14 protein-coding genes and 1 tRNA gene are annotated in these 13,076 nt (G+C 32.5%); 4 read left to right on the top strand and 11 right to left on the bottom strand.

Features of this window, described 5'->3' with window-relative positions; all coding sequences use genetic code 11:
- Position 1: 1 nt before the first annotated feature.
- Entirely contained in the window at positions 2 to 1,894 is a 1,893-nt protein-coding gene (locus tag HM984_RS10410; RefSeq protein ID WP_179349120.1) for a hypothetical protein, read from the bottom strand.
- Positions 1,895 to 1,985: 91 nt separating this feature from the next.
- Here HM984_RS10410 and HM984_RS10405 point away from each other — a divergent pair, with 91 nt between their 5' ends.
- The gene (locus HM984_RS10405) at positions 1,986 to 2,594 is read left to right on the top strand and encodes a hypothetical protein (protein ID WP_115810504.1); all 609 of its coding nucleotides are present in this window, start codon (positions 1,986 to 1,988) and stop codon (positions 2,592 to 2,594) included.
- Here HM984_RS10405 and HM984_RS10400 read toward each other — a convergent pair.
- The 10 genes from HM984_RS10400 to HM984_RS10355 form a co-directional block, all read right to left on the bottom strand.
- Positions 2,589 to 3,275, bottom strand: a complete 687-nt coding sequence (locus tag HM984_RS10400) for a porin family protein (RefSeq protein ID WP_257018487.1) — start codon at positions 3,273 to 3,275, stop codon at positions 2,589 to 2,591. The two genes, HM984_RS10405 and HM984_RS10400, sit on opposite strands and share 6 nt — an antisense overlap.
- Positions 3,276 to 3,467: 192 nt before the next feature.
- Entirely contained in the window at positions 3,468 to 3,935 is a 468-nt protein-coding gene (locus HM984_RS10395) for an ExbD/TolR family protein (protein ID WP_115810508.1), read from the bottom strand.
- A gap of 15 nt (positions 3,936 to 3,950) precedes the next feature.
- Entirely contained in the window at positions 3,951 to 4,583 is a 633-nt protein-coding gene (locus HM984_RS10390; protein ID WP_115810510.1) for an ExbD/TolR family protein, read from the bottom strand.
- A gap of 6 nt (positions 4,584 to 4,589) precedes the next feature.
- A complete protein-coding gene (locus HM984_RS10385; protein WP_115810512.1) occupies positions 4,590 to 5,027 on the bottom strand; it encodes a hypothetical protein in 438 nt (145 codons plus the stop codon).
- Between the two features lie 9 nt (positions 5,028 to 5,036).
- The gene (locus HM984_RS10380; RefSeq protein WP_040756945.1) at positions 5,037 to 5,810 is read right to left on the bottom strand and encodes a MotA/TolQ/ExbB proton channel family protein; all 774 of its coding nucleotides are present in this window, start codon (positions 5,808 to 5,810) and stop codon (positions 5,037 to 5,039) included.
- A 75-nt stretch (positions 5,811 to 5,885) separates the two neighbouring features.
- Positions 5,886 to 5,973: transfer RNA gene (locus HM984_RS10375), tRNA-Ser, on the bottom strand.
- Between the two features lie 83 nt (positions 5,974 to 6,056).
- Positions 6,057 to 7,085 (bottom strand): asparaginase, encoded by a 1,029-nt coding sequence (locus HM984_RS10370; RefSeq protein ID WP_179349118.1) that lies wholly within the window; start codon positions 7,083 to 7,085, stop codon positions 6,057 to 6,059.
- Complete coding sequence (locus HM984_RS10365; protein ID WP_179349117.1) at positions 7,086 to 7,853, bottom strand: TatD family hydrolase; 768 nt, start codon at positions 7,851 to 7,853, stop codon at positions 7,086 to 7,088. It lies immediately after the preceding gene.
- A gap of 94 nt (positions 7,854 to 7,947) precedes the next feature.
- Positions 7,948 to 8,694, bottom strand: a complete 747-nt coding sequence (locus HM984_RS10360; protein ID WP_179349116.1) for a tetratricopeptide repeat protein — start codon at positions 8,692 to 8,694, stop codon at positions 7,948 to 7,950.
- A gap of 4 nt (positions 8,695 to 8,698) precedes the next feature.
- A complete protein-coding gene (locus tag HM984_RS10355; protein WP_179349115.1) occupies positions 8,699 to 9,280 on the bottom strand; it encodes an RNA polymerase sigma factor in 582 nt (193 codons plus the stop codon).
- 141 nt (positions 9,281 to 9,421) lie between these two features.
- Here HM984_RS10355 and HM984_RS10350 point away from each other — a divergent pair, with 141 nt between their 5' ends.
- From HM984_RS10350 to HM984_RS10340, 3 genes are all read left to right on the top strand, one after another.
- Positions 9,422 to 9,859, top strand: a complete 438-nt coding sequence (locus HM984_RS10350; protein ID WP_179349114.1) for a hypothetical protein — start codon at positions 9,422 to 9,424, stop codon at positions 9,857 to 9,859.
- 74 nt (positions 9,860 to 9,933) lie between these two features.
- On the top strand, positions 9,934 to 10,968 hold the full coding sequence (locus HM984_RS10345; protein ID WP_218845043.1) for a hypothetical protein: 1,035 nt from the start codon (positions 9,934 to 9,936) through the stop codon (positions 10,966 to 10,968).
- 150 nt (positions 10,969 to 11,118) lie between these two features.
- The gene (locus tag HM984_RS10340) at positions 11,119 to 13,071 is read left to right on the top strand and encodes a PKD domain-containing protein (protein WP_179349113.1); all 1,953 of its coding nucleotides are present in this window, start codon (positions 11,119 to 11,121) and stop codon (positions 13,069 to 13,071) included.
- Positions 13,072 to 13,076 lie beyond the last annotated feature (5 nt).

Here is a 13,076-nt window from a genome sequence, read left to right as displayed (position 1 = left end):
TTTAATTAGTACAACTTTCACAATAACTTCTGCGCAAATAATCGTTTGCCAATAGCTGAAACGTGACTCCTCCATTTTCAACAGCATTAAATATTTTACAATATCTTTTACTGTTAAGGTTTATAGCGTTTAACATAATTGCTCTATAAGCATCAGTCTTAGTGAGCTCATTATCTGTTAGTGTTAAGTTTAAGTAGTAAAATAGTAGATCTTCATCAACATCTATAGAACGTGCCTTTTTAGTTAATAATTCAGCCGCTTTATCCGTATTTGCATAATACACCAAATACTGCGCTAAACTAAAATAGTCAAAATCAGAAAGGGATACTTTCTTATAGGCATTAGTAATGTAATTTACCGACTTATCTTTGTTTTTGTAATCGCGCTCGCGCATATACTTTTCACTTTTAATGATGTGATAATTAATCATCATCCTATCGATAAGCTGCTGGTCAATACCAAAACTTTTTAGAGCGTAAATTTCTGATTTAAACGTATCATCATTTACAGGTTCAATATTGTGACGCCAAATTAAAAATTTCAAGGCAACTAAATTATAACGCACTTTTGGATTCTTAGCTTCTAATTTTTTAAGAGCTTCTAGTTCATTCCTTACGATAATAAGTTGCTTTTGGTCTAATTGGTATTTAATGGCACTATTGTTATTTAAGAAATCAATGAATTTCAACTGTGCAGGAATTTCCATATTTTTTAAAATATTTGGTGATACTTCCTTATTCTTTAGTTTTTCAAAAATTGAATTCTGTATTTGGGCAGCTTCATCTAATTTACCATCCTTTATGGACGAATTAAAGAGTCCCACGAGCTCTGTTGTAGATTTTGCCTTATAGATATCTTTCCGTTCCAATTCTAACGTAATAATCGCTTTTCTATGGTTTTTTAAATACGGCTCCATATCTTGAGAAAAAGCACCTACAAGCTTAGATTTTAATTCACTCTTACTTAGAGCCTTTAGGTTCTCGTGTTTTGTACCTTCAATATCATTTAAAAATTCAACCCAATTTTCTGAAGAAGATATAGTTGTTTTGATATTGGGTTTCTGATATGATTGAATGGCCTTGGCAATACTATTAGCTCTTTCTTGTTGCAATTCTATATTGCGTTCTAAACCACCTTCAATAGATGAATACGCTTTGATGTTTATCGTCTTTATATTGAAATTTGTTAAGTTCAATGAATCGTAAACTGGCTTTATATCCGCTGATGAGTATTGTGTCTTATTCTTCTCAAACGGTATTTTAAACCGAAGCGTTTTGTACTTTATTTGAAATGACTCATCTTCAGTATCTGCAACTTTTTCATTTTTAAAACTTATAGAATTTAAATACATGCCCATATCTAGCAAGTCCCATTTATAGGCTTTAATATCATAGATAATTTGATAGCGACACAGTGTTTTATTACCTAAGAAAAGCATATTGTATTCTAGTTCTTTATTCTTCAGGTTATCTGGTAATTTACCCACTAATACACGATAGGAATTTTCACCAATAGATTTTAGGCCGCTTTTAAGTCGAGAGGCATAGACAGGTCTTAACAATTCACCCCTAATCTGATCCGTTTTAATGGTTTCTATGGCGCAATCATACATATCCTTAGAAACGACATCAATAGCAATACCATCCGTATCACTTTTAAATAAACTATTGAACCACGATTTGTCATTGGTATGAAAGTACAAATTACCATTGTCATTTTTTATAGTAAAATTTACTTCTTTAGGTTTTTGCTGAAATGCCGAAAAACAATTCCTACAAGCTCGATTTCTTTCAGATTCCGATTTGGGGAAAATGATTCCATAATTACCTTGAGCCAAGGTATAATTTAGACTTAGTAAAATGAGTAAACTTAGAGTGATGTATTTTTTAATCATTCGTTGTTTTTTATAAAAGTAAAATATATAATCTACTTATAAACTATAGCATCAATATTTTGAAGATAAAACTTTACATTTGTTATTACACATGAAAGAATTTATTTTAAAAGGTATATCGTTTGTTTTTCACCCATTAATAATGCCATTATTGGGTATATTATTTTACTTTTCTAAAACTCCACGTTACATTCCAGAGCCGATAAGAAATGCTAAAATATTTTCGATTGTAATCCTTACAATCATTTTACCGATCCTTTTATTCTTCCTACTCAAAACGATCAATAAGGTTAATTCTATCTATCTAAAAAGTACCAAAGAGCGCTTAATACCATTATTTATCAATTGTATTATAATTGTGTTGATTCTAATACGCGTATTAACACCAGATGAAATTATAGAATTATACTACTTCTTTTTAGGTATTCTATGTTCTACTTTAACATGTTTTATATTGGCTGTGTTTAAAATAAAAGCCAGTATTCATATGATAGCTGCCTCTGGCTTTTTTATGTTCGCTGTTGCATTAAGTTTGCATTATCATATAAATATCATTGGTACAATTGCGCTAATGATGATTATTCTAGGTGCCATTGCCACATCGCGTTTACATCTAAAAGCGCACACCCCTCAAGAATTGATAATAGGTGTTTTTACAGGATTAATGCCGCAGTTTATCCTTCTTAATTATTGGTTATAGGACATAAAACATCAATCCTATTTTTAAGGATTTCATATCTATACTTTCACCTTCGAACGCTATGTCATTATCAAAAATTGAGTTTAAACCATAATACACATGAAAATTCCAAGTACTATAACCAGCACTCAGAGTTAAACCATATTGAATTTTATTAAAGCTATCTATATTAGACAGTTTCTCATTAGCCAAATCACTCTTAAAAGTTGTAGTATTATATAGTAAGTACCCTATTTTAAACCCTGTGTAAATACGCCAAAAATTATAATCTTCTGGATTAGAAGTTCTCCATCTAATTTCTAAAGGCACTTCTACGAGGTACGTAGCAAACTTATTCTTAGATACATTATAGTCACTTTCATCTATTTTACTAAAGGATATCGTCTTATTAATTTCTTCAATCAATACGTTTTTTTGGTTATAAGAATTAGTAGAAACCCCTAAACCTAAACCTATCGAAACATTACGTTTTTCGTTAATTGGCATATCTCTTATAAAACCAAAATGAAACCCCGATGAAAAACCAGATTGAGAGACTCCATTCGGCTTTTCATTCAGTATATTATAGGTTACTGACGCATAGAATTGGTCCTCTCTGTAATCTTTATATAATTTGGACGCATCTGTATTCTCATTTTGCGAAAACCCCAAAAAACCTATTAATATAAATATAAGTAGCAAGTAACTTTTTATGTGTTGATACCGATACTTTTTTAGATTGTGATATGCTCTCATTATAATCTTTTATTTAGAGATAACGTATTTAGCATGATTGTTAAATATTGATAAAGCTACAAAATCTTTAATATCAATTAAACAAAAAACGCCCTGAGATTGTTTCTCAGGACGTTTTTATATAAAATTAAGAATTTATTATAAATTTTCGTTTTTAGTATTAGCTATATACATCACTTTTAATGCATTAGCCTTACGCAATTCTTGCTTAATATCTGATACTAAACCTGCATTGGTTTCTTTATCGATTTTAAGACCAATTACGACTCTACTTTGTAAGTCTTCGTTCAAATCGTTTATACCCTGAATAACTGATGATTGCACATCTTCTACAGTAATATAAGCATCATTAAATTGAATCCTTGGTTCTTTACCAAATTGCTTGTATAAATCGCTTGGTTTTCCTGCATAAATAAAGATTGTTCTGTCTTTTTTAAGTTTTTCAACCTGATCGGCACTAGGCAATCTGTTTTCAATCATTAAAGTACTGTCTCTCATTACAGTTGCAACCATAAAAAAGAAAAGCAACATAAATACAATATCTGGAAGTGATGCCGTTGAAATTGCGGGCAATCCACCTTTATCTTTTTTTCTAAACTTAGACATAATTGTTACTTTTTATTATTTTTCAGGTTCTGCTTCAGACAATTTCATTGGGAATAATAACTTAACGGTTTCAATTCGCTCATTAAGTACTTCATCCTTACTAAATTGATTCTTCTCTTTCTCTTCAAGCATAGCGGTAAACACCTTATCAGCATCTGGATAATACTTTTTGTATAGTCTTTCTGCTTCTCGCTCTCTTAAGAAATTATAGGCTGCAACCAACTCATTTTGTACATCGATGTACTTTTCATAAGTGGTTTCTCTATCGTGCTTCATTGAGATAATTGCTTTATCTGGATGGTCTGAGGAATCCTCTAAACGCTTTCCTTTACAATAATCACAAGACTCACCTTCTGGGTTAGTTCCGCCTCCATTATCTAAAAAATCAATAGCTGCTTGTCTTAGTTCACTAATCGGAATTTCCTCCTCTTCTACTAAGAGTTGGTTATTACGGTTAATATTAACAGTAAATAGATTTTTTTGTCTAATAATTGGTGGTTCAACTTCAGTGTCATCAATAGGTGGCAAACTTCTTAATAATCCTTTGTCCTTTTCAATAGTAGTTGTTACTAAGAAAAAGATAAGTAATAAGAAGGCAATGTCAGCCATTGATCCTGCATTTACTTCGGGTGCTGCTCTTTTTGCCATGTTATATTATTTACTAATTACTTTTTTAACTCCTGAGAAAATCATAGTTATTGCAGCAATTGCTAATAATACATAGAATGCAATTAAACCGGCACCAACCATGTGAGACTGTCCTTCTGTTGCCAAATCGTCACCACTTTTGTATACTATTGTATCTCCTCCAGATAAAGCATAAGAAATGGCTAATACAGCTACAAACGCACCAACACCAATTAATGTACTTTTAAGAGAAGCCGTATTTGTAATTAGATTTTGTACAACAAAAAATAATACAAATGCAACAACTAATCCTAATATCACGTAAGCACTGTAGGCCATAGGCTCAAACAAACCTGCTTCACCACCTGTTTCCATAGCTTCGTCACCAGCAACAATAATTCTCACAAGAGAAATGATACCAAACAAACTAAGAGCAGCGGCAATAATTTTAAATATTTTGTGCATAATTAATTTTTATTTTTTGTGTCTTACTAATAAATCCATCAAAGTAATTGATGCATCTTCCATATCATTTACAATACTGTCTATTTTCGCAATGATATAATTATAAAAAATTTGAAGTATAATCGCTACAATAAGACCAAATACAGTTGTTAAAAGTGCGACTTTAATACCACCTGCTACTAATGATGGGTTCATATCACCTGCAGCTTCAATTTTATCAAATGCAGAAATCATACCAATTACCGTACCCATGAAACCAAGCATTGGCGCCAAAGCGATAAATAATGAAATCCAAGACACATTCTTTTCTAATTGTCCCATTTGTACACCACCATAAGCTACAACAGCTTTTTCAGCAGCATCGATATCTTCATCGGCTCTGTCTAAACCTTGATAGAATATAGAGGCAACAGGTCCTTTTGTATTTCTACAAACTTCCTTTGCTGCTTCGATACCACCAGAGTTTAGTGCATCTTCTACATTTTGAGTTAATTTTTTAGTGTTTGTAGTCGAAAGATTTAAAAAGATAATTCTCTCAATAGCAATTGCCAAACCAAGAATTAAACATAATAGTACAATACCCATAAAGCCTGCACCCCCTTCAATAAAACGCTTTTTTAATACTTGATGGAAACTCAAATCTTCTTCTGCCGCAGCATCATCACTTTGAGTTACACTTGTTACAGTTGCTGTTGCACTTGCAAAGGCTGTTGTTGCATTGGCATTAACAGTTCCGATAGCCATTAAACATGTTATGGCAAGGATAGAAAATAATCTTTTCATTGTTCTGAATCTTAATTTTATTAGTTAAAGTGTTAAAGGTAAAAAAAAATATGCAATAATCACGTAAAATATCAGCAGAGAGGAAGGGATTCGAACCCTCGATACCCTTTTGAGGTATACACACTTTCCAGGCGTGCGCCTTCGACCACTCGGCCACCTCTCTCTAAATTTATTTCAAATTACATAGTGCCAAATAACGAAAAAATCTTCAAACACTAAAATTTATAGTGTTATTTTCTGTTATTTTTAGGACATTTCACCTCTTAAGGACGTTTCGAAAATAGTTTTGAATTCTTTTCCTTCAATTTTCTCGCCTAAAAGGTACATCATTTTGGCTATCGCCGCTTCTATAGTAATATCTTTTCCGGAAATAACACCAATCAATTTTAACTGTGAACTGGTTTCATATTGGCCCATATTTACACTACCTCCTGCGCATTGGGTGACATTAATTATATGAAGACCATTGTTAATTGCTTCACTTAATAATTTTATAAACCAAGCTTCGCTTGTCGCATTGCCAGAACCGTAAGTTTCTATAATAAGTCCTTTAATTAATTTACTTCTAAGAATGGCTTCACATATTGGTCTAGAAATACCTGGAAACAATTTTAAAACCCCAATATTAGTGTCCATGGCTGTACGCAAAATCAATTTTGTGTTTGGCGTTGGCTTCCATAAATGTTCAGAATTGACTTTTAAATGAACTCCAGATTCTGCTAAATGCGGATAATTTAACGACTCAAAAGCTTCAAAATGTTCAGCATTTAATTTTGTAGTTCTATTGCCTCTGTATAATTTATATTCAAAATACAAGCCTACTTCTCTAATGACAGGTATACCTTCAATATTTAAAGAGGCCATCTGTATAGATGTAATTAGATTTTCCTTTGCATCTGTACGTAAATCTCCAATTGGTAATTGTGAACCGGTAAAGATTACTGGTTTTGCTAAATTTTCTAACATAAAACTAAGTGCAGATGCCGAATAACTCATCGTATCACTACCATGCAAAACCACAAAACCATCATATTTTAAATAATTCTCACCTATAATCGTCGCTATATCTCCCCAATATTTAGGATTCATGTTGGATGAATCTATGGGTTCGTCAAAAGAAATGGTGTCAATGGTACAATCTAGTAATCGTAATTCTGGGATCTTAACAAGCAGACTATTAAAATCGAATGCTTTTAGCGCACCAGTTTCAACATCTTTAATCATACCAATGGTGCCACCGGTATATATTAATAGAATATGTGGTTGTTTTGTCATTTAAATTCCGAATATAGCTTTTGAATTTTCTGTAGTAATGGTAGCGATTTCTTCTTCACTTATTTCATAAAGTTCTGCTAATTTTTCTAAGACTTTATATATATGAGCACTTTCATTTCGTTTTCCTCGGAATGGTTTTGGTGCCAAATAAGGCGAATCCGTTTCTAAAACTATGTGCTTGAGATCTATTTGATTGATAAATTGGTCTATTTTACCATTCTTAAAGGTAACGACTCCTCCTATTCCTAATTTCATATTATAGGAAATTGCCTTTTCCGCTTGCTCTAAAGTACCAGTAAAACAATGAAAAATCCCGAATAAATCATCAGACTTCTCGTGTTCTAAAACTTCAAAAATTTCATCGAAAGCGTCCCTACAATGAATAACGATAGGCAACTTATATTGTTTTGCAAGATTTATTTGATGTTTGAAGGCTTCAATTTGAATATCTAAAGTCGTTTTATCCCAATACAAATCAATTCCAATTTCTCCAATAGCACAAAATTTTCGTTGCGCTAATAATTCGTCCACAAGACGCAATTCCTCTTTATAATTATCTTTTACAGAAGTAGGATGCAAACCCATCATTAAAAAGACATGTTCAGGGAAATCTTTTTCGAGTTGAAGCATAGATTCTGTATAGGTAGAATCTATTGCCGGAATGAAAAACCGTGTTACGTTAGCATCTATAGCTCGCTGAATCATTTCTGCCCTGTCTTCATCAAAAGCCTCACTGTACAAATGGGTATGGGTATCTGTAATAATCATTTTGCAAAAGTAAAAAAGTCATCTTGGATTTGATGACTTTCGTTTTAGTATTTATTTTAAAGGGCTATAGCGCTATATTACTAGCGTTTAAAGTTTAGTCTAATTTCTCCAATAATTCTTGAGCCGTTTTGTAATCTTCTGCATCCTGAGGTATCGTTTTAAGAACTTTAATACACTCTGACTCTTTATCTTGTTTTAAATAATTTAAGGCCAAAATCCATTTTGCTTTATTTTGATAGGCTGAATTCCCATTCGTTATTTTTCCTAATAAAATCTCAGCTTCTTCAAACCGATTGGTTTCAACCAAAGCCATAGATTTATATAATTGAATTTCTAAATTGGTAAAATCATCTTCTAAAATAAGATTAAAGACCTTTATAGCTTCTTTATAATTCTTTGCATTAAAGCTCTGTTCTCCTTTGCTAAAATTAGAATCATCAGAACTTCTAACCGTTAAACTAATAGGATCAAAGTTATTATAATCATCATATTTAGGACCTCCAAACTGGTTAAAAACAAAGAATCCTAAAAGAACGACCACAGAGGCTGCAACAGCATACTTATAGAAATTAGATTTTGGAGACGGCTTAACTACGAGTTCCTTATCGTGAATGGCATTAAAATGCTGACTAGAAATAACATCTAAATTGGCTTTGAAATCAAAAATTTCGCGTTCGTTTGCAATTTGATGTTCTAGATTTGAAGATAGATCTTTATAAATCTCAAAAGACTTATTAAATTCAGGATCTGATTCTAATCGCATATTAAATGCTAATAAATCCTCCTCAGACAAATCTCCAACGAGGTAAGCTTCAAACTGTATATAATCTTGTTCTTCCATAATATTAATAATTAAGTCGGTTAAATTTAGGGGATGCTTTCACAAGTTTTGTTAATTGCCCTATGCATAACGATTTTTTCTTTCGTGCATAAGCATAAGTGATGTCGAGACTTTTAGCAACGTCTTCCATAGATTTTATTTTAAAAGATGCTTTAAGTAAATCTTTACAGGCATCTCCTAATTGTTGAAACATCTCATTAAATAAGGCTTGTTTATTTTCGAAAATCGAAGTTTCAAAAGACAATACTTGTGCATCATCATCCTTAGATAACACCTCTTCATTAATTGTTACCTCTTTCCCCTTACTTTTCTTTAATTGATTTAACCACTTTCGTTTACAGAGCAAGAAAAAATAAGCATCAAACGGACATGTTAATTGTAGTTTCTTTTGTTTCGCTTGGTTATATATGGTTATAATAGTTTCTTGAATAACATCTTGTGCATCATATGCATCTCCACTATTCTGCTTGATATAATTAATCACCTTGGGCGCAAACTTATCATAGATCGCTTGAATAATAAAGGCATTGTTGTCGGCTAATCCATCAATATATTTTTGGTCTTCGTGTAATTTTTTATCGTTCATGAACCCTTTATTTTCAACGAATTTAAAGAATATTTACAAATTGAGGGTAACAATTTTAAATGTGTTTTTATATAAGGGTGTAACGGTGAAACAAAACTGAACAAAACAAAATCAAAATAATTAATTCAAAAACCCTCGATTATGAAACTTACAATTTTATTTTTTGCAACAGTAGTATTAGGTTTCTCAACTTTAAACGCTACAACTAAAAGCACGATCGCAACTAATGAAACGTCATTAGAAATTACAACAGACAATATCATAAAAGTTTATGATTGGATAGTAATCACTAAAAGCGGTAAAAGTGAAGGGACCTCACTAAACCTTGAAGATGCAAAACGCATGATTACCCTATTCAGCTCTGGAGAAATCATCTTAAAAAAGCAAATTAAAAGCTTTAAGGTTTTAAAATCTGAAGCAAACGACACATCAAAAAGGCTTTACTTATGGATCGTAGAAAGTAGACATAGTAAATCTCAAGGCTTTGCATCATCCAAATCTGCAGCAGCAAGAATGATTACGTTAGCTTCAAAAGGCGATATAATAACCTATAAGGTAATCGCAAGCAGCAAATATTAAAAAAAATCAAAAAACAGGGTAACAATTTCATTACCCTGTTTATATAACAACAGATAACCATAAATTCAACTATTATGAAAACAATTAAAAACATTCACATCAGAACAAGTACAAAACGTATTTTAAGTAAAAAACTATTCAGCCTTTTTGCCCTATTATTAATAACCTCAATACTTGCTACTAGCTGTAATCCTAAAGACGATGCCGATGACAGCCTACTAAATGAAGGACCACCTACAGCTCAAGAATTTAAAAACATTAGAGACATCGCACTAGATAACCATACTCAACTATTTAGTTTTAATACAGACGATGGTTACATTTCATTAACCTCAGAAAACGGTGTTCAAATTAATTTAAATGCAAATTGCCTTACCGACAATGGCAACCCAGTTTCTGGGGACATAACCTTAGAATATGTTGAAATTTTTGAAAAAGGTAGTATGTTAACGACCAATAAACCTACTATGGGAAAATTACCAAATGGTGATAAAGCCTTAATAATTACTGGGGGAGAATTCTTTATTGAAGCCACTCAAAATGGGACTGTTTTAGATACAAACTGTGGCTTACAATTAATGATTCCAACAAGCTTAACAGGAGGCGCTGATCCAGACATGAGCCTTTGGACTGGCGAAATAGATGCAGATGGCAACTTACTTTGGGATGAAATTGAGGATAACACCAATGGAGATGGAGGTCTATTTTTAGAAGGTGAAAATTATTATGGGATTTTGGAAGGATTTGGCTGGACCAATGTCGATAAATTTTATAATGATCCAAGACCAAAAACAACACTTCAAGTACAACCACCAGCGGGTTACGATAATCAAAACAGTGCAGTGTATTTATCTTACGATGGCGAATTACCAGCCTTAGCACAATTAGACACTTACGATGATACTTTAAATCTTTTTAGTGAACATTACGGACAAATACCAATTGGTTTAGAATGTCATGTTATTTTTATTTCTGAATCTGATGGAGAGTGGAGATATTCTATTAAACCAGTAACTATTGTTGCTAACGAAATTATTACGTTTTATTTAGGGGAGACTACAGTAGGAACGGAAGCTTCATTAACAGCTTTAATAAATGATTTACCATAAATCACGCTTACCTACTTAGTTTATAAAAGTCAGAAATTAATTTTTCTGACTTTTTGTGCTATCTATAAACAACCATAAATCCTTTTTACTTGATAATTAGAACCCTATTAGTTATTAATTGTTAAATTTAATCACAATAAATTCACCTCCATGAAACCTATAACTCTATTTTATTTCGTTTTTAGCTTTTCAGTTTTTAGTTTTGCACAGCAAGACATTGCAAAAGATACCACACGTAGAACGGCAAGTATTGAACATAAAAATCTTGGCAACCAAATTGAATTTAAGGCAAACGCACCAGAACTCAACCAGATTGCAGGTGCACCAAAAGCTTTTTACACTAATTTCTGGGAGTTTGGAGATGGTACATTTAGCAAAGAAAAAGAACCTAAAAAAACCTATAAAAGAAATGGAGACTACACCGTTAGGTTATGGGCAACCAATAATTACGATACCGGAAAACCTCCATTAACACGTCCTAAAAAAATAAAAGTTAATAATGCTACTGACGATTACAAAGATGAAGCATCAATGGATAGTGCTTTAAACCTTCAACGCAATAGAGAGCCCATGCCAAATGAGGATATCGTCATTGTTTTAAGTTATAAAAACACAAAATCATACACCACCAATGGAAAATTCTTTTTGTTTTACAATGAAGCGAAATACAAAGCAGACAACTTCAACCTTATTGAAACCAGACCATATCACAATGAAAAAGAAATAGAGGACGCTATTGTGTATGCCTCAAAATTTGATTCTGATGTGTATTATGCCTCAGCTGAAGATAATCTACTCTCTCTAAAAGCAAAACCTCAAGATACAACGGTACGAAAAAATCTACCTCAAACTTTAGACGATGCTAAATTCGCCTATAGAAACTCAAGTCAACTTCGATTTGACAATATGGAACCAAATGAAGAACGCCATGTGTTTTACAGCTTAAAGACTACCAAGGAAATGCTAAAAGACACTTCTGCGATTATTTCTGTTAGAGGTGTCTATGTACCAGATAACAGTTACGACAATCACCATGTAAAAGATATGGAAATGGAAATTGTAACGTCTCACGACCCTAATAAAATGTCGTCTAATGCCTCATTTCTAAATTATAGGTTAGTACGTTTTAAAAAGCCCAAATTTAAAATTAGATTTCAGAATAATGGTGAAGGTCCGGCTACAACGATTCGTTTAGAAACGGATATTCCAGATATGTTTGATAAATCGAGTATTGAAGTTTTAGACATGTATCCCAAGGTGAAAATTTGTCCAAAATATGATGTTGCCTATAGTTGCCTCGACACCACTTATACTGCAAAGCAAGCGATTTTTACATTCAAGAATATCTATCTTCCTGGAAGCGAACAGAAAAATGTAAAAGAATATGATTCAACAAAAGGCTTTGTAAAATACAGATTAAAGTTCTCTGATGATTTTCATAAAAAGAAAACGAAATCGCGAACAGCCATAATCTTTGACAAAAACGAACCAATAATCACCAACTATTCTACAACACGATTTTTACCAGGTATTTCTATTGGTGTAAAAGCAGGTTACAATTCATTTGCGGATTTAAAAAATTCGGAAAGTTACTTTTTAGGAGCTACTATTTCACCTTATAAATCCCATCGTTGGTATTGGCAGGTTGAATTATTAAACAGTATTCATAAATATGACACTAATACAGAAATAAGAGAAGAATTTATAGATGATGGCGCAGTCGGTATTCCATACACCCAACGCACAACAACAAGCAGAAGCTACAGCAATATAGATTGGGAAATCCCAGTATTAGTGCGATATAATGTGAATAATTACATCGGTTTAGGAGCCGGAATTATTGGTACCGTTTCGGTAAACGAAAAACAAAAGCGATCCGTTTTAATTGAACAATTTGAAGGCCAAGGTGCCGATCTTTTTCTTTTTGATAGCCGCACCACTAATGAAGAAGTCACAGAATCCTTCACTAATTTCAGAAAAGGCTTCTTAGTCGAAGCTACAGCTGGCTTTGCGCGTATTGGCCCGAGTCTTGGAGCACGTTATGTGTTTAATTTAGAAGACGATTATAATTATTTACAACTTTATGCGATTTGGAAATTCTAGTTTAA

Source organism: Winogradskyella pacifica (assembly GCF_013403915.1).
Lineage (GTDB): Bacteria > Bacteroidota > Bacteroidia > Flavobacteriales > Flavobacteriaceae > Winogradskyella > Winogradskyella pacifica.
This window is presented reverse-complemented; position numbering and strand designations above follow the sequence as displayed.

Excerpts from the sequence above, each read along its gene's own strand:
- HM984_RS10380 (WP_040756945.1), bottom strand. The coding sequence starts at position 5,810 with ATGAAAAGATTATTTTCTATCCTTGCCATAACATGTTTAATGGCTATC.
- HM984_RS10405 (WP_115810504.1), top strand. The coding sequence starts at position 1,986 with ATGAAAGAATTTATTTTAAAAGGTATATCGTTTGTTTTTCACCCATTA.
- HM984_RS10410 (WP_179349120.1), bottom strand. The coding sequence starts at position 1,894 with ATGATTAAAAAATACATCACTCTAAGTTTACTCATTTTACTAAGTCTA.
- HM984_RS10355 (WP_179349115.1), bottom strand. The coding sequence starts at position 9,280 with ATGAACGATAAAAAATTACACGAAGACCAAAAATATATTGATGGATTA.
- HM984_RS10340 (WP_179349113.1), top strand. The coding sequence starts at position 11,119 with ATGAAACCTATAACTCTATTTTATTTCGTTTTTAGCTTTTCAGTTTTT.
- HM984_RS10395 (WP_115810508.1), bottom strand. The coding sequence starts at position 3,935 with ATGTCTAAGTTTAGAAAAAAAGATAAAGGTGGATTGCCCGCAATTTCA.
- HM984_RS10350 (WP_179349114.1), top strand. The coding sequence starts at position 9,422 with ATGAAACTTACAATTTTATTTTTTGCAACAGTAGTATTAGGTTTCTCA.
- HM984_RS10370 (WP_179349118.1), bottom strand. The coding sequence starts at position 7,085 with ATGACAAAACAACCACATATTCTATTAATATATACCGGTGGCACCATT.
- HM984_RS10345 (WP_218845043.1), top strand. The coding sequence starts at position 9,934 with ATGAAAACAATTAAAAACATTCACATCAGAACAAGTACAAAACGTATT.
- HM984_RS10365 (WP_179349117.1), bottom strand. The coding sequence starts at position 7,853 with ATGATTATTACAGATACCCATACCCATTTGTACAGTGAGGCTTTTGAT.
- HM984_RS10390 (WP_115810510.1), bottom strand. The coding sequence starts at position 4,583 with ATGGCAAAAAGAGCAGCACCCGAAGTAAATGCAGGATCAATGGCTGAC.
- HM984_RS10360 (WP_179349116.1), bottom strand. The coding sequence starts at position 8,694 with ATGGAAGAACAAGATTATATACAGTTTGAAGCTTACCTCGTTGGAGAT.
- HM984_RS10385 (WP_115810512.1), bottom strand. The coding sequence starts at position 5,027 with ATGCACAAAATATTTAAAATTATTGCCGCTGCTCTTAGTTTGTTTGGT.